Annotated in this window: 14 protein-coding genes; 6 read left to right on the forward strand and 8 right to left on the reverse strand. The window is 61.9% G+C overall.

Translation table 11 applies throughout. The features are described from left to right. Positions 1-11: 11 nt before the first annotated feature. Entirely contained in the window at positions 12-1,160 is a 1,149-nt protein-coding gene (locus KI241_RS20095) for a TDT family transporter (protein ID WP_212802917.1), read from the reverse strand. A gap of 103 nt (positions 1,161-1,263) precedes the next feature. Next, positions 1,264-2,460 carry an MFS transporter gene (locus KI241_RS20100; RefSeq protein ID WP_042732027.1) on the reverse strand — a complete coding sequence of 399 codons (1,197 nt, stop codon included), beginning with the start codon at positions 2,458-2,460 and terminating at the stop codon, positions 1,264-1,266. A 100-nt stretch (positions 2,461-2,560) separates the two neighbouring features. On the opposite strand from KI241_RS20100, the gene KI241_RS20105 reads away from it, so the two are divergent. Both KI241_RS20105 and KI241_RS20110 read left to right on the forward strand, forming a co-directional pair. Then, a complete protein-coding gene (locus KI241_RS20105; RefSeq protein ID WP_042732026.1) occupies positions 2,561-3,100 on the forward strand; it encodes a TetR/AcrR family transcriptional regulator in 540 nt (179 codons plus the stop codon). A gap of 245 nt (positions 3,101-3,345) precedes the next feature. Beyond that, positions 3,346-6,816 carry a PAS domain-containing hybrid sensor histidine kinase/response regulator gene (locus KI241_RS20110; protein ID WP_212802918.1) on the forward strand — a complete coding sequence of 1,157 codons (3,471 nt, stop codon included), beginning with the start codon at positions 3,346-3,348 and terminating at the stop codon, positions 6,814-6,816. Between the two features lie 190 nt (positions 6,817-7,006). On the opposite strand, the gene rmuC is transcribed toward KI241_RS20110, so the two are convergent. Further along, on the reverse strand, positions 7,007-8,383 hold the full coding sequence (gene rmuC, locus KI241_RS20115) for a DNA recombination protein RmuC (RefSeq protein ID WP_212803893.1): 1,377 nt from the start codon (positions 8,381-8,383) through the stop codon (positions 7,007-7,009). A gap of 189 nt (positions 8,384-8,572) precedes the next feature. Next, a complete protein-coding gene (locus KI241_RS20120; RefSeq protein ID WP_080922070.1) occupies positions 8,573-8,896 on the reverse strand; it encodes a sel1 repeat family protein in 324 nt (107 codons plus the stop codon). A 953-nt stretch (positions 8,897-9,849) separates the two neighbouring features. Here KI241_RS20120 and KI241_RS20125 point away from each other — a divergent pair. From KI241_RS20125 to KI241_RS20135, 3 genes are all read left to right on the forward strand, one after another. Continuing rightward, complete coding sequence (locus tag KI241_RS20125; RefSeq protein ID WP_212802919.1) at positions 9,850-10,074, forward strand: hypothetical protein; 225 nt, start codon at positions 9,850-9,852, stop codon at positions 10,072-10,074. Between the two features lie 331 nt (positions 10,075-10,405). Beyond that, positions 10,406-10,888 (forward strand): hypothetical protein, encoded by a 483-nt coding sequence (locus KI241_RS20130; RefSeq protein WP_042730078.1) that lies wholly within the window; start codon positions 10,406-10,408, stop codon positions 10,886-10,888. Positions 10,889-11,032: 144 nt separating this feature from the next. After that, positions 11,033-12,313, forward strand: coding sequence for an outer membrane protein transport protein (locus KI241_RS20135; protein ID WP_042730079.1), 1,281 nt, complete (start codon positions 11,033-11,035; stop codon positions 12,311-12,313). Positions 12,314-12,402: 89 nt separating this feature from the next. Here the strand turns inward: KI241_RS20135 and KI241_RS20140 are convergent, their stop codons facing one another. From KI241_RS20140 to KI241_RS20150, 3 genes are all read right to left on the reverse strand, one after another. Then, positions 12,403-12,954 carry a glutathione peroxidase gene (locus KI241_RS20140; protein ID WP_047736510.1) on the reverse strand — a complete coding sequence of 184 codons (552 nt, stop codon included), beginning with the start codon at positions 12,952-12,954 and terminating at the stop codon, positions 12,403-12,405. Between the two features lie 181 nt (positions 12,955-13,135). Next, positions 13,136-14,344, reverse strand: coding sequence for an MFS transporter (locus tag KI241_RS20145; protein WP_042730081.1), 1,209 nt, complete (start codon positions 14,342-14,344; stop codon positions 13,136-13,138). Between the two features lie 52 nt (positions 14,345-14,396). Beyond that, positions 14,397-14,801 (reverse strand): MarR family transcriptional regulator, encoded by a 405-nt coding sequence (locus tag KI241_RS20150; protein ID WP_212802920.1) that lies wholly within the window; start codon positions 14,799-14,801, stop codon positions 14,397-14,399. A 235-nt stretch (positions 14,802-15,036) separates the two neighbouring features. Here KI241_RS20150 and KI241_RS20155 point away from each other — a divergent pair, with 235 nt between their 5' ends. Continuing rightward, positions 15,037-15,312 (forward strand): LuxR C-terminal-related transcriptional regulator, encoded by a 276-nt coding sequence (locus KI241_RS20155; RefSeq protein ID WP_042730083.1) that lies wholly within the window; start codon positions 15,037-15,039, stop codon positions 15,310-15,312. Positions 15,313-15,407: 95 nt separating this feature from the next. Here KI241_RS20155 and KI241_RS20160 read toward each other — a convergent pair whose 3' ends face one another. After that, the gene (locus tag KI241_RS20160) at positions 15,408-17,069 is read right to left on the reverse strand and encodes a fibronectin type III domain-containing protein (RefSeq protein WP_148049541.1); all 1,662 of its coding nucleotides are present in this window, start codon (positions 17,067-17,069) and stop codon (positions 15,408-15,410) included. Between the last annotated feature and the right edge of the window lie 3 nt (positions 17,070-17,072).

Below are 17,072 nucleotides of genomic sequence, written 5' to 3' on the forward strand. Positions count from 1 at the left end.
AGGCGCGGCGATTATTTTGCCAATCCGGCAATGCACGGTGACACAAACAGCTCGCCGTGCCAGGCCCCCATCACCGTGCGCCGGCCGACAATCAGCCACATCAGCGCCAGCAACACCACCAGCACGCTGCCGAACACGTCGAAGAAACCCAACCCCAACAGGTCCGCCAGTTTCAGGGTGGTCAGCGCATACACCCCCAAGGGAAAGGTAAAGCCCCACCAACCGAGATTGAACGGGATGCCCTCACGCAGGTATCGCGCGGTGATCAGCAGGGCCATCAACATCCACCAGAACCCCAGCCCCCACAGGGTGATGCCGGCCACCAGGCCCAGCCCGGCAGCGATTTCACCCACACCCGACAGGCCATTGGCGGTGAAGATCAACGGAGCCTCGCCCCCCAGCAGCAACATGCCCAAGGCACCGGTGCCGATCGGGCCAAGGGCCAGCCAGCTCGACGCCGCCATGTTCTCGTGAGGCAGTTTGTGCAAGGCCATGCGCAGCAGCAGGATCGTCAGGATGCTGAACGCCACCGGCAGGGAAAAGGCCCAGAGCACGTAGCTGGTGATCAACATGATCAGTTGCGCGTGGGCGTCGGCCAAGTGCGGCGCCAACAGCCCGCCGCTGGCGGCGGCGACTTCAGCGGCCACCACCGGCAGCAGCCATACCGCGGTCATCTGGTCGATCCGGTGTTCCTGGCGAGTGAACATCAGGAAGGGAATCAGCACACCGCAGGCCAGGGACATGGCTACGTCAACCCACCACAGCGCTTGCGCCAACGGCACCACGGCGTCACCCCAGCGTGGCAGCCCGAACACCAGCAAGCCGTTGATGAGGGTCGCCAGCCCCATGGGAATGGTACCGAAGAACATCGAGACCGTTGAGTGGCCGAAAATCCTTCGCGCTTCATCGAAGAACAACAGCCAACGGGCCGCATACAGCCCGGCGAACAGGATGAACAGCAGCGTATTGAACACCCACAACCCTTCACCCACCACACGCAAGGCCGGCACGCTCCCCGGCCATTGCGCCAAGGCCAGCGCCAGCACGCCGGTGCCCATGGTGACGGCGAACCAGTTGGGGGTGAATTGGCGAATGGCTTCCAGTGGCCTGGGCAAATGGCTCAGGGGACGCAAGCGGGTCTTGGCGGCACAGCATGGCATGGCAGAACTCCTGTCCTCGGTTGAGGTGAGGCCATGCTATAGCCGACTCGAATATCTATATAACGGGTAATTTCTCTATCTGTTATCGATTTTGCAAATACCTTCAGGCACTGCTTCCAGTCTTTATGGCCACGGTTTGCGATTGGCGCAGCAAACCCCACAGTGCAGCGACCGCCAGCACGATCAACACAGCGCCATAGCCATCGGTGGTCGGGATCAGTCCGAACACGCGCACCAGGTTTCCGGCCAGCAGCGAAGGTAGGCTGAATGCCAGGTAACTGAGGACATAGAACGCCGACATCAAGCCGGCGCGTTCATGGGGCAAGGCCAGTGGCATGAGGCTGCGCAGCGCGCCGAGAAAGCCCCCGCCAAAACCGCTGCCGGTCACTAGCGTGCCGATGAAGAACAGCGCCAGGCTGGCGCTGTGAGCCGCGAGTAATACCAAGGTCAGGCCGATCACCAGCAAACCGGCCGACAGGCGCAGGATTCTCTCGGCCGCCTGGTTACGCAGCGTGAAGATGGACAGCGCGCCGCTGAGTGTCAGGACGGCCACCAGTGCACCACCGATCAGGTTGGAGGTCGATCCCGTCGCGGCCCGCACCAGGGACGGCGCCAAGGACAGGTAGAACCCGCCCACCGCCCAGGCCGACAGGTTCAAGGGCAGCGTCAACCAGAGGGCTCGACGCGCTTGCACCGGCACATGCAAGCTCGGGCGCAGGGAACGCCAGGCGCCCGGTTGTGGGCTGACACTTTCGACCAGGCGCCAGAGATAGATCGCCTGGCCCAGGAACAGCCCCAGCAGCAGCCAGTACGTCAATTGCAGCGGCAGCGGCGCGAACTCCGCGAGCAGGCCGCAGCCCAATGCCCCGCACGCCATGCCCAGCAAGGGCGCGACACTGGTGATCAGCGGCCCCTGGCGACGGTCGAAGTCCAGCAACGCAGCGCCCAGCACGCTGGTGGCCATGCCCGTGGCGAAACCCTGGATCAACCGGGCGCCGATCAGCCAGCCGATGCTGCCGGCATTGATGAACAACAACATGGCCACGATGTTGAGCAGCAGGGCCGCGAAGATCACCGGCTTGCGCCCCAGGTAATCCGACAGCGACCCTACGGTCAGCAGGGCCGCCAGCAGACTGAACGCGTAGACCCCGAAGATCAGCGTCAGCACCGCCGCAGAAAACTGCAATTGTTCTTGATAGAGGTGATACAGCGGCGTCGGCGCGCTGGACGCGGCGAGAAAACCGAGCAAGGTAAGCGCCAGGAACATCAGGCTCGCTCGCGTTGAAGCTGGACGGGACATGGGCACGCTCCATCAAATCCACAAAAGCTAATAATTTGCTTTTGTGGAGTCTGCACTCGCCCCCTGCTTAAAGCAAATTCTTTGTGTTAAGGTCCGCCTCATGGCTATCAAAGAAGGTTTACGCCCCGGCGGCAGAAGCGCCCGGGTACAGGAATCGATTCATTCGGCGGTCCGCGACTTGCTGCAAACGCAGGACCGCGCCACCCTGACCGTGCCGCAAATTGCTGCGCGCGCGGGGGTGACGCCGTCTACCATCTACCGGCGCTGGGGAGACCTGGCGGCGCTGCTGGCCGACGTTGCCATCGCCCGCATGCGGCCCGACAGTGAGCCGGCCAATACCGGCAGCCTGCGCGGCGACCTACGCGCCTGGGCCGAACAGTACCTGGACGAAATGAGCTCCGAACCGGGTCGCAACATGATGCGCGACATCCAGGCCTGCGCCACGCCGGGGCACTGCGTGGGCATCATCGGCGCTCAGTTGCAGGTCATCTTCGACCGCTACCCCGACGAACCCAACCCGGGTGTCGAACGGTGGATCAACCTGGTGGTGGCACCGACAGTGTTCCGCATCCTCTTTGCTACCGCGCCACTTGAGGTTGGGGAGTTGTATCGGTTAGTGGATATGGCTTTGGCTCAGTAAGACCGCCATCGCGAGCAAGCTCGCTCCCACATTTGATCTGCCGCGAACGCAAAATCTATGTTCGCCCAGGACGCAATGTGGGAGCGAGCTTGCTCGCGATGAGGCCCTCCCCTGCATAACCTAAGAGTCCCCCCGCCCGCGACAGCCCGCCACGCCTCGACCTTGGTCGACACTGACGAACCCGAGCGGGCATGCGAGACTGTCCTGCCGGGCCCGAGTCCCGGTGTCTTTGTCCGGGAGTCTCCATGTCGTTGTCCAGCGGGCTGATCGCCGTTGTCGCCCTGGCCTATATGGCCATCATGTTCGCCATCGCCTTCTACGGCGACCGCCGCAGCACGCCGCTGCCGCCGCGGGTGCGCGCCTGGGTCTACAGCCTGTCGCTGGCGGTGTACTGCACCAGTTGGACGTTCTTCGGCGCCGTGGGCCAGGCCGCCGAACAGCTCTGGTCGTTCCTGCCGATCTACCTCGGGCCGATCCTGCTGCTGGTGCTGGCGCCGTGGGTCTTGCAAAAGATGGTGATGATCAGCAAACAGGAGAACATCACCTCCATCGCCGACTTCATCGCCGCCCGCTACGGCAAGTCCCAATCCCTGGCGGTGGTGGTGGCGCTGATCTGCCTGGTGGGCGTGCTGCCGTACATTGCCTTGCAGCTCAAGGGCATCGTCCTGGGCGTGAACCTGTTGATAGGTGCCGGCGCCGACGCCATGGGCACCCGCGCACAGGACACCGCGCTGATCGTCTCGCTGATCCTGGCGCTGTTCACCATCGTGTTCGGGACCCGCAACCTGGACGCCACCGAACACCACCGCGGCATGGTGCTGGCGATTGCCTTCGAATCCCTGGTGAAGTTGTTCGCCTTCCTGGCGGTCGGCGCGTTCGTGACGTACGGCCTCTACGACGGCTTCGACGACCTGTTCGACCAGGCGATGCTCGCACCACGGCTGGAGCAATACTGGAAGGAAACCATCAACTGGCCGTCCATGGTGGTACAGACCGGCGTGGCGATGATGGCGATCATCTGCCTGCCGCGACAATTCCACGTGACCGTGGTGGAAAACATCGAGCCCCAGGATCTGCGCCTGGCCAAATGGGTGTTCCCCGCCTACCTGGCCCTCGCCGCGCTGTTCGTGGTGCCCATCGCCCTGGCCGGGCAAATGATGCTGCCGCGATCGGTGCTGCCGGACTCGTTCGTCATCAGCCTGCCCTTGGCGCAGGCCCACCCGGCGCTGGCGTTGCTGGCGTTCATCGGCGGCGCCTCGGCAGCCACCGGCATGGTGATTGTCGCCAGCGTGGCGCTCTCCACCATGGTCTCCAACGACATGCTGCTGCCCTGGCTGCTGCGCCGCAACAACGCCGAGCGGCCCTTCGAGGTGTTCCGCCAGTGGATGCTGTCGGTGCGCCGCGTGAGCATCGTGGTGATCCTGTTGCTGGCCTATGTCAGCTACCGGTTGCTGGGCTCGACCGCGAGCCTGGCGACCATCGGCCAGATTGCCTTCGCCGCCGTCACGCAACTGGCCCCCGCCATGCTGGGCGCGCTGTACTGGAAACAGGCCAACCGGCGCGGGGTGTTCGCCGGCCTCGCCAGCGGGATTTTCCTGTGGTTCTACACCCTGGTGCTGCCGATCGCCGCCCACAGCCTCGGCTGGTCCCTGGACAGTTTCCCGGGCCTGGCCTGGCTGCACGGCAACCCGTTGAACCTGCCGATCAGCCCGTTGACCCAGGGCGTGGTGCTGTCCCTGGCCGGCAACTTCACCCTGTTTGCCTGGGTCTCGGTGCTGTCGCGCACCCGCGTGTCGGAACACTGGCAAGCCGGACGCTTTATCGGCCAGGAAATCAGCGCCCGCCCCAACGCCCGCTCGATGCTGGCGGTGCGCATCGAAGACCTGTTGCAACTGGCCGCCCGCTTCGTGGGCGAGGAACGGGCCCGGCAGAGCTTCATCCGCTTCGCCTACCGCCAGGGCAAGGGCTTCAACCCGAACCAGAATGCCGACAACGAATGGATCGCCCACACCGAACGCCTGCTGGCCGGTGTCCTCGGTGCCTCGTCGACGCGGGCGGTGGTCAAGGCCGCGATCGAAGGCCGCGAGATGCAACTCGAAGACGTCGTGCGCATCGCCGACGAAGCCTCGGAAGTGCTGCAATTCAACCGCGCACTCTTGCAAGGCGCCATCGAGAACATCACCCAGGGCATCAGCGTGGTCGATCAGTCGCTGCGGTTGGTGGCGTGGAACCGCCGCTACCTGGAACTGTTCAACTACCCGGACGGCTTGATCAGCGTCGGTCGGCCCATTGCCGACATCATCCGCTACAACGCCGAACGCGGCCTTTGCGGCCCCGGCGAGGCGGAGGTGCACGTCGCCCGGCGTTTGCACTGGATGCGCCAGGGTCGCGCCCACACGTCCGAACGGATGTTCCCCAACGGGCGGGTCATCGAGCTGATCGGCAACCCGATGCCTGGCGGCGGCTTCGTCATGAGCTTCACCGACATCACCGCGTTCCGCGAGGCCGAACAAGCGTTGACCGAAGCCAACGAAGGCCTGGAGCAGCGGGTGGCCGAGCGCACCTGGGAACTGTCGCAACTGAACCTGGCGCTGACCGACGCGAAAAGCACCGCTGAAGCGGCCAACCAATCGAAGACCCGCTTCCTCGCCGCCGTCAGCCATGACCTGATGCAGCCGCTCAACGCCGCACGCCTGTTCTCCGCCGCGCTGTCCCACCAGCACGACGGCCTGCCGAGCGAAGCCCGGCAACTGGTGCAACACCTGGACAGTTCGCTGCGCTCGGCCGAAGACCTGATCACCGACCTGCTGGACATTTCCCGCCTGGAGAACGGCAAGATCAATCCCGAGCGCAAGCCGTTCGTCCTCAATGACCTGTTCGACACCCTCGGCGCGGAGTTCACCGTCCTGGCCCAGGAACAGGGCCTGAAGTTCCGGGTGCGCGGCTCGCGACTGCGCATCGACAGCGACATCAAGCTGCTGCGGCGCATCCTGCAAAACTTCCTCACCAACGCCTTCCGCTACGCCAAGGGGCCGGTGTTGCTGGGCGCCCGGCGACGCAATGGCGAACTGTGCCTGGAAGTCTGGGACCGCGGGCCGGGTATCGCCGAGGATAAACAGCAAGTCATCTTCGAAGAATTCAAACGCCTGGACAGCCACCAGACCCGCGCCGAAAAAGGCCTGGGGCTGGGCTTGGCGATCGCCGACGGGCTATGTCGCGTGCTCGGCCACACCCTGCGCGTGCGCTCCTGGCCCGGCCAAGGCAGCGTATTCAGCGTCAGCGTGCCCCTGGCCGCGGCCCAGGCCAGCGCACCTGGCGCGGTGGTCGAACCCAACGGCCATCTGCCCAGCGGCGCGCGGGTGCTGTGCGTCGATAACGAAGACAGCATCCTGATCGGCATGAACAGCCTGCTGACGCGCTGGGGTTGCCAGGTGTGGACCGCGCGCAACCGTGACGAATGCGAGCATTGGCTGGCCCAGGGAGGCCGGCCGCAACTGGCGCTGGTGGATTTTCACCTGGACGGCGGTGAGACCGGCACCGAGCTGATGGCCTGGTTGCGCACGCGCCTGGGTGAACCGGTGCCTGGGGTGGTGATCAGCGCCGACGGTCGGCCGGAAACGGTGGCCCAGGTGCACGCCGCAGGCCTGGATTACCTGGCCAAGCCGGTGAAACCGGCGGCATTGAGGGCGTTGTTGAGTCGGCATTTGCCGTTGTAGGTACTGGAGTTCTCCAGCCGAGCACTGAGCCTGTGGCGAGGGGATTTATCCCCGTTGGGTTGCGCAGCGACCCCAGTCCTGGGCACTGCGATGCAGCAGATGAACCATACAAGCCGGTTTACGACTGCTGCGCAGCCGAACGGGGATAAATCCCCTCGCCACAGGTTTTGCACCAAACTCAAGGAGTTCATCAACCCTGGGTTTCTTCCGGCAACTCCGGCAACCCATCCCCATCCGTCATCGCCCGCTCCAGCAAATCGGCCGGCAGGTTCTTGCTGGCCCGGGCGCCGAGGAGCTTGAGTTGTTCGCTGCGGCTGATCAGGTTGCCGCGCCCTTGCGTCAGCTTGTTGCGTGCCGCGCTGTAGGCCTTGTCCAACTGCTGCAGACGACTGCCGATCTCGTCCAGGTCCTGGATGAACAACACGAACTTGTCGTACAGCCACCCGGCCCGTTCGGCGATTTCCCGGGCGTTCTGGCTCTGGCGTTCCTGTTTCCACAAGCTGTCGATCACCCGCAGCGTCGCCAGCAAAGTGGTCGGGCTGACGATCACGATGTTGCGGTCGAAGGCCTCCTGGAACAGGTTCGGCTCGGCTTGCAGGGCAGCGGAAAACGCCGCCTCGATCGGCACGAACAACAACACGAAATCCAGGCTGTGCAAACCGTCCAGGCGCTTGTAGTCCTTGCCGGCCAGGCCTTTGACGTGGGCCCGCAACGACCCCACGTGTTGCTTGAGGGCGAGCAGGCCAATGGCGTCATCCTCGGCGGCCACATACTGCTGGTAAGCCGTGAGGCTGACCTTGGAATCGACCACCACTTGCTTGTCGCCAGGCAGATAAATCAGCACATCAGGCTGGAAGCGCTCGCCATCCGGGCCCTTGAGGCTGACCTGGGTCTGGTACTCACGACCTTTCTCCAGGCCGGCGTGTTCGAGTACCCGTTCCAGGATCAGCTCGCCCCAGTTGCCTTGGGTTTTCTGGCCCTTGAGCGCGCGCGTGAGGTTGGTGGCCTCGTCGCTCAGGCGCAGGTTCAGCTGTTGCAGCCGCTCCAGCTCCTTGCCCAGCGAGAACCGCTCCCGCGCCTCGGCCTGGTAACTCTCCTCGACGCGTTTTTCGAAGGACTGGATGCGCTCCTTCAAGGGGTCGAGCAATTGGCCCAGGCGTTGCTGGCTGGTTTCGGCGAAGCGCTGTTCACGCTCGTCGAAGATTTTCCCGGCCAGCTCGGCAAATTGTGCCCGCAGTGCGTCCCGCGAACCTTGCAGGTCATCCAGGCGTTGCTGATGGCTTTCCTGTTGCTCACGCAGCTCGGCTTGCAGCGACGCCGCCTGGGCATCGAGGCGGCGCAGTTCCGCTTCCTTGTTGGCACGTTCCAGGTTCCAGGCGTGGGCTGCGTCGCGAGCGTTGTCCCGCTCGATCTGCAACAGCTCGACTTCCCGGGACGCGGCGGCAAGCTCGGCCTGCTTGGCGGCGTTGGCCTGGCTGAGGTCGCTGATCTCATCGCGGCAGGCATCAAGCTGGGCATTGAGGCCGTCGTGGGCCATGTGCGCGGTGGCCAGGCGCTCTTCCAGCAAGGCCTGTTCGGCCTGCGCGGCGCTCGCCTGGCGTTGCAGGTGCCAGGCCAGACCCAGCAACGGCACCGCCGCGCCCGCCAGGCCGAACAACAGGCTGGTCAAATCCATCGCCATGACAATTCCCGCGTAAGAGATAAAGCCCGAAGGTTACCCAAGCTGGCGGGGCGTTGCCCAGCGCGGTCTTGGATTTCAGTCGTCGATTTCACCGAGGGCCTGACGGGCGCGGGAATCGCCGGCCCGGGCAGCCTGGCGCAACAGGTCATGCCCGATCCGCCGATCCCGGGCGTTTCCGCATTCACGGCACATCAACTGTCCAAGACGACTTTGCGCGGCGACCACACCTTCACGGGCCGGTTGCTTGAGCAAACGACCGGCCAAGTGCTTGACGCTGGGGTTTTCTCCCAGGCGCGGGCTGTCGAGCAGCCATTCGGCGACCCGCATCGAAATGCGCTTGGTTGGGGTAACACTGGGAGGGGTACCGGTAACAGGATTTGATACGGAGCGAAACTTCATAAAGCACTGCGGGACAGATCGAAAGGCGCGCCACTCTACTCCTTTTTTCCCACGGGTAAAGTCGAAAAAAACCGGCACGCCCGTGCTAGAGCAAGCGCTTGGGACAATCCACAGAAGCTGTGGATAACTCAGTGGACAACCCCCCTCGAACTCGCCGAAAGCCCTGTGGAACGGGGCCTGCGCTCAAACTGACGATTTTTTCACCAGTAAAAAAAAGCGATGTTTTTCATTGACTTAAATTTTCGATGCAGGCACTGGCAAGGGTTTGTTTCGACATGACAGTACGGTGACAAGTGGTGCAGCAAGTGTGCACAAGTAACACCCGAAGCGGTTATAAGCGCCTGCTTTTTTGTGTCATCGCGCAGTGGAAGCTGGGGATAACCCTGGTGTAACCCACGGCGGGCATGGCCTCGAGCCATCAGCGAACACTGCGCCGTTTGTGCTAGAGTTAGTGCCCCTTCGCCCTGTCTCTGCGGGCATTTGAATATTTTTTAACCAATTTCCTTTCCTTCGGTCATTCGATCCGTTACTATCCGCGGCGTTAGTACCAAGCTGAAAGTCAATTCCGGGTCGAACACTTCTCTGCGGTCAGCCATCCCAACACGGACGCCTGACCGAAAAAAAGAGACCGGCCCCCTCGATGGTTTCCAGGTAACGCTTGCGCCAACACAGCCTTTGATCGAATGCGAAGGGTGTTGCCAGGCTCACTGCTCTGACCGAACCAACCTGCAAATTGATCAGGATCTTCACCCCGGCCCAGAACCTTTGCCCCTGATGTGTTGCCTGCCCTCCTAAGTACCTACCTGCCAGCCCAAGCGCGCACTGTCTATAGCGCTCAAACTGGCTGCTTTGTTCCAGTCGGGTTCTTCGTTCGACCAATGGTGGTCGACGTTACTGGAACGTTTTAACGTTGCACGGTTCTTAACCGTGTCATTTGTAGGAACACCCATAACATGTCGACTCAAAACCAGACCCAGGATGCCATCCGCACCCTAACCAACGCTTTTGCCCCAATGAACTGCCTGATCATGGCCGCTCGCAAAGGCTGCTTCAGCTTCACCGTAGTCAACGAACACGGCATCGCCCGTCACAGCGAACGCCTGTATCCCGATCAGTACTCCAGCGCAGAACCGCTGCAGGCCGTGATCGAGCGTACTCGTCAGGCACTGGTTGCCTGATTCGCCGCCAAGGCTGACACCCCAAAGGCCCCGCCCAGAAAGCGGGGCTTTTTATTGCCTCATCATTCCCACGCTGGGCGCGCAAACGCCTCGGCCAATGCCCAACATTCGGCCGTGCAAGGCCGGGAAAAGCGAAACGGCGTAAGCACCAAGGGATATAAGGGTTATAACCGTTGGCCGAAGATGTTTTAAAAACAGTCCTTTACAGCGCAAATATGACACTAGACTTCAACTCAAGCGGCATGATCCGCTTCCGGCGGAGCCTGAACCGATCCACCGCTGCCAAGCCCACACCCTTCAGGCTCCGCCCTTTTCACGCTTCGAGGGTCTTATGGGTATCGCTGCCAGCGAACTGTGTCGATATGTGATCCGCCCGACGCTCCTTTACCTGGAGCGCCACAGCGCAACGGCGGAATCCTTGTTACTGGGCATTGCCGCCAGCCAATCGGGCCTCGGTTCTGCACTGCACGACCGGCGCGGGCACGGCCTGTATCGCATCACCGAACCCCGCCACCGGGCGCTGTGGGACCATTACCTGGCGCTGGACCCGGAACGCGCCAGCCTGGTCCGTGGCCTGGCCAGCCAGCACGCCTTTCTCAGCGGCCCGCACCTGGAACTGACCGTCAACCTGCGCTACGCCACCGCCATCGCCTGGCTGCTGGTGGAAGAACAGAACACCGCCCTGCCCGACGCCGACGATCTGCTCGGCATGGCCCGCATCTGGCGCCAGACCTTTCACCCGCAGGGGCGCCTGCGAGACTTCACCTTCGCTTGGCAAAACTGCGTTTCATCCATGAATCCGGTCGCTTGCTGATGGGGAATTTGGAAACTTCCTACAACGGACGTAAATCTGGTCGGATTGTCCTACAAAACCGCTCTAAATCAAGCCATACAGGCTATAGCGCTTGGACGAAAATGTTGGTAATTTTCGCCCCGGTGACCATCAGGAGTTCTAACAATGAAAAAAATCATGCTCAAAACCACCCTTGGCCTTGCCGTTACCTTGGCATCCACTCAACTTTTCGCCAGTGGCTTTGCCTTGAACGAACAAAGCATCAGTGGCATGGGCACTGGTTTCGCCGGTCGTTCTTCTGCTGCCGATGATGCGAGCACCGTGTTCGGCAACCCTGCTGGCATGTCGCGCCTCAAGCGCCAGCAAGTGACCGGCGGCTTCGCGGCTATTGATGCCTCCACCGATATCGACGATGCCAGCGGCACTCACGCCGGCACCAACAAGGGCGACATGGTCCCGCTCACCGGCGTTCCGATGGGCTTCTACGTCAAACCGATCGATGACCAATGGGCCTTCGGCCTCGGTGTGTACGCACCGTTCGGCCTCATCACCGATTATGAAAACGGCTTCCAGGGCGGCAACTTCGGCAGCAAGAGCGAAGTGAAGGTCGTGACCTTCCAGCCTACCGTCAGCTATGCCTTCAACGACAAGGTCTCGATCGGCTTCGGTCCGACCGTCAACCGTATTTCCGGCGCGCTGGAATCGACCCTGACCACCCCACTGTCGCCGAATGACGGTGATGTGAAAATCAAGGGCGACGACATCGGCTACGGCTACAACATCGGCTTGCTGGTCCAGGCGACCGACACCACGCGCGTCGGCCTGACCTACCACTCCAAGGTCAAGTACAAGCTCGAAGGTCACACTGAAGTGAACCCAGGCGCCGGTACCCCTGCCTTCCTGCTCAACAACGGCCGCTACGACGCATCGCTGGATATCACCACCCCGGAATCGGTGGACTTCTCGGTGACCCAGGAGATCAACGATGCCTGGAAGGTCTATGCCGGCAGCACCTGGACCCGTTGGAGCCGCCTGAAAGAAATCACCGTGAACAACGAAGGCGTAACGGCAGCTGGCGGCGCCCTGGCCCCTGCGTTCCTGGGCAGCATCACCGAAGAACAGAACTGGCACGACACCTGGGCCTACGCCATCGGTACCTCCTACCAGTTGAACAAACAGTGGGTCCTGCGTACCGGCCTGTCCTTCGACCAGTCGCCTACCAACAATGAAGACCGCTCGCCACGCATCCCAACCGGCGACCGGACCATCTTCAGCCTGGGTGCTGGCTGGAGCCCGACTGACGACCTGACCATCGATGTGGCGTATTCCTACCTCAAGGAGGAAAAAGTCAGCATCAATCAAACCAACGCCCTGGGCCAATCCTACAGCGCTGAATACAAAAACAGCGCCAACGGCTTCGGTGTCGGTGCAACCTACCGCTTCTGATGGTTCACGGCGAAGCTGAACCCTCCGCCGACTGAAGCAAAAAAAGCCCCGCACTCTGCAAAGACGCGGGGCTTTTTCGTGGCCGGCGATCAGGGCTTGGAGGCGATGGCGGCTTCCACGGCCTTGATGAACTCGGGGTCATCGGGCTTGATGCGGCTGGAGAAACTGGCGACGACCTTGCCCTGGCGGTCGACGACGTACTTGTAGAAATTCCATTTCGGCGCGCCAGACTGTTCCGCCAGGTGCCTGAACAACGGGATGGCGTCGGCGCCGCGCACCGGTTGCGGCTCGGTCATGGTGAAGGTCACGCCGTAATTGACGTAGCACACCTTGGCCGTTTCAGCGCCGTCCTTGGACTCCTGCTTGAAGTCATTGGAGGGCACGCCCAGCACTTGCAGCCCTTGGTCCTTGTAGCGCTGGTTCAGCGCCTCGAGGCCTTTGAACTGTGGGGCGAAACCGCAGAAGCTGGCGGTGTTGACCACCACCAGCGGCTTGCCGGCGAAGCGCTGGCAAAGGTCGATGGTTTCCTTGGCCCGCAGCTTGGGCAAGGAGCCCTCCAGCAACGGTGGGCAATCGGCGGCCCATAGGGGGCCGGCTACGGCCAGTAGGAGCGTCGGAACAGCAAGCCAGCGCATCAGCATGTCGGCATTTCCTTATAGGCATTCAGCCTACGACGTTACTCGCCGAGCCCGACCTCGTCCATCGTTCAACAGGTTCCCATGCCCAATTGCATCAACGCCAGGCCGCCCTGCTGCCAGCCCCACCAGGCGAAGGTCAGCAGCAAGCCGGCGCCGAGCGCCACCAACCACGGGCCGACGCGGCTCATGCGGCACCGGCCTGAACTTGCAGGCGCGCCACCGGACGTTCACGCACAGGCCAGTTCAATGCCGCCGCCAGCAGGCTGAGGAGGATCGACACCTGCCAGATCAAGTCATAGCTGCCGGTGCGGTCGTATACCACCCCACCCAGCCAGCCGCCGAGGAACGAACCCAACTGGTGGAACAGGAACACGATCCCACCCAACATCGAGAGATTTCGCACACCGAACAAGGTGGCGACGGTGCCGTTGGTCAACGGCACCGTGGACAGCCACAGCAAGCCCATCGCCATGCCGAACAGATAGGCCGTGGTGGTGGTCACCGGCAGCCACAGGAACAGGCCGATCACCACGGCCCGCAACAGGTACAACCCGGTCAACAAGCGCGGCTTGGACATGCGCCCGCCCAGCCAACCGGCGGTGTAGGTGCCGAAGATGTTGAACAGGCCCACCAAGGCCAGCACCGTCGTGCCAACGCTGGCGGCCAAATGCTGGTCCACCAGGTAGGCCGGCAAATGCACGCCGATGAACACCACCTGGAAACCACAGACGAAAAACCCCAGGGCCAGCAGCCAGAACCCCGAATGACTGCACGCCTCGCGCAGCGCTTCGGACAAGGTTTGCTCGGGGCCGGTCACCGGCAACGGCGCGTCCTTGAGCATGCTCACCAACGGCACGATCAATGCCACCAGCAGGCCCAGCACCAACAAGGCAGCCGACCACCCCAGCCAACCGATCAGCCCCAACGTGCCCGGCAACATGGCGAACTGGCCGAAGGAACCGGCGGCACTGGCGATGCCCATGCCCAGGCTGCGTTTCTCCGGCGGTACGGCCCGGCCGACCACGCCCAGGATCACCGAGAACGAGGTGCCGGACAGGCCGATGCCGATCAACAATCCCGCGCTCAACGACAACGACCAGGCCGAATCCGACAGCCCCATGAACACCAGGCCGAGGGCATACAGGACGCCCCCGACCAGCACCACTTTCGCCGCGCCGAAACGGTCGGCCAACGCCCCGGTGAAGGGCTGCGCCATGCCCCAGATCAGGTTCTGCAAGGCGATGGCAAAGGCGAACACCCCACGCCCCCAGCCGAACTCGGCGCTCATGGGTGAGAGGAACAGGCCGAAGCCATGCCGCACGCCCAGGGACAACGCCAGGATCAGCGCGCTGCCCACGAGGACCCAACCACAGGTACGCCACATCGATGTCATTATTATTCTCCGCTCGCGGGTATATACCCGCTTGTATTCGAACGAACCGGCGTTACGCCAGTTCGTCCAGCAAGGCCAGCAACGCCGTGCGCTTCTCGGCGCCCAGCTTATCGATCAAGCGTTGTTGCGCCGCCTCCCAGGCCGGCAGCGCCGCCGCCAACCGGGCATGCCCGGCGTCGGTCAGCACGACAATACGGTTACGCAGGTCCTCGCCCTCGGCCAGCGCCACCAACCCCTCGCCCTCCAGCACCCGTAGGTTACGCCCCAAGGTGCTGCGGTCCAGACCCATGGCCTCGGCCAGGGAAGAAATACTCGGTTGATCCAGGCGGGCCAGGTTGCCCAGTAAAGAATACTGGGCAACGTTGATCCCGAAGCCATCGAGGGCGCCGTCGTAATACCTGCTGACGCCACGGGCGGCGCGACGCAGGTTGATGCACAAGCATTGGGAAGCAAGCATGGGTGCGTGTATATACCCGCGTTGGACGGAATGCAAATTTTAACGACAGCAATCATCTGACCGAACACCACGACCTGTCATGTCTGACAGGTTTCAGGGGGCTTGAATCGGGATATAACAAACCCGTGCCTCAGCCCTGGCCAGGGGCCTGGAGAAAGGTCGTGCGAACCCAGCCATCAAACGGCAGGAAGACTTCGCCGGCCCACGTCATTAATGATGATTGGGAGTTGCAGTCATGTACCACACCACTGCGCATTCTGGACATTCTTCGTCGTATCAGACCCCCTTCGCAGCCACCGAAAGCAAGCCATCCCAAGTCGTCCGACTCACCAACCGGGAGAAGGAGTTCCTGCAATGGAGCGAGGTGGGCAAATCCTCCTGGGAGATTGCGGTGATCTTCGCCTGCAGCGAAGCCAACGTGAACTATCATTTCAACAACATTCGCCGCAAATTCGGCGTCAGCTCCCGTCATCTCGCGGGGAAGATTGCGCGTGAGCAGGGGTTGATCTAAGTGCCCTGCTGCCATTTTCCATGCAGGTCCGGACACCTGTGACGATACGCAAGTGTCGCACAGGCCTCTTCCCACCCGAACATCGCCTAGAACCATTAGCCCCCGACTTCAAACACTCTCGAAGCAGGCTCCGAAGCATTCCCGGAAGTGTCCAACGCACAGACGCCAAACGTATAGGAACCGGGAAGCAGGTCGACAACAGTGTAGTGAGTGAGCGGGGTGGTATCGAAATACTCGCGATCGTTGTAGATGACATAGCCGCACACACCGATGTCGTCCGTTGACGCATCCCAAGACAATGTCACCGAGTCGCCGGTCGAAGCCGTTTCTCGCAGATTTGCCGGGACGCTGGGCGGTGTTGTGTCCCTGGGTGTGTAGGTCAATGTAAAGGGTTCGGACAACTGCCCGAAATAGTCGAACGTTTGCAGTGTTATCGAATACTCGATGTCGGGGGTCAGGTCATCCAATCTGCACTCCCTGGAAAACCCTATATTTCTGTACTCTTCATTGATGCTGATCCTGGTTCCCGTCACCATTTCACCCTCGCCCTGCGTCCACTGCAACTGGGCTGAAGTCGACGTCAGCGGGGCGATGCTGACCGCTGTCGGCGCAAAGGGTGGCGGGACCGGTGCCTCGCCGGCGGTCTTGAATACCGTCACCGGCCCTGGCGTCGAAAGATTTCCATCGGCATCCAGCGCGCGCACAAACACCCAGTAATAGGCACCGTTGATCAATCCGAGGATTCGCTGGCTGGCAACAGGACTTGGGAAGATATAAGGAAAACCATTCACGAAAACCCTGTAGCCGGTCACCCCGACATTGTCGCTGGACGGTGGCCATTGCAGGTCCACCGAATGATCCGTGATGTTGATAGCCACGGGCTTTCCAGGCTGGGTAGGCGGCTCGACATCATTGAGGATCGTTTCGAACGTCGTGGTTTGCGACACCTGCTCTTCAAGCTTGGCATACACCTCGAATCTGAAGGCATGCGGCGGAGCACCGGGAGACAGTTCATCGAGATCGAAATTCAACCCGAGCGCCCCCGCTGAAAAATGCCTGCCGTTAATCGAAACCTCGTGGGTCGGCCAGGCACCGAACATGGGATCCCAGGACAGCCTGCACACACCGGCGCGGTGTTTCAGTTTCAGATTCGAGGGCGGCTTGAGCTGGGTTTTAAACGTGACAAAAGCAGGCTCTGATGAACCGGCTGCATTGAAAGCCACGACCTTCACGCGATAGAGCACGCCACTGCGCAGGTGCTGCAGGTTGAAAGTGGGTCGAGCAACCTGCCCGACAATGAAATCATTCAGATAAACCCGGTAACGAGCGGTATCGACGTTGCTACCGGACGGCACCCAATCAAGCTTCGCCGACCCAAACGACACTTCAGTGACCCTGAGATCTTCCGGTTGGCTGGGAGGCGCAGGCCTTATGCGCATAAAGTGCGCACTAGGCTCGGAAACAATATTCCCGGCTGCAATGGCCCGGATGTGAACGATGTAGGAAACATCCGCAATCAATCCCGTCATTACACAGGGCGAGCGCGCCACCGTTTTTACAGGAAAACCTTCTACGGCCACTTCATACCCAATTGCATTGGGGCACAAAGGGCACGTGGCATAAGGCTCATCCCAGCTCAGCGTGACAGCGGTCGGTGCCTGCGTGTGCCTGACAAGACCTGGCGCGCAGATCCTGGTCGGTGCTGCCGTGGCGACGACAGCACGCTGGCAAGGATCGTTGGTGGACGGGCGATCCATGGT

It is taken from the genome of Pseudomonas sp. Cab53 (assembly GCF_018325965.1).
GTDB lineage: Bacteria > Pseudomonadota > Gammaproteobacteria > Pseudomonadales > Pseudomonadaceae > Aquipseudomonas > Aquipseudomonas chlororaphis_E.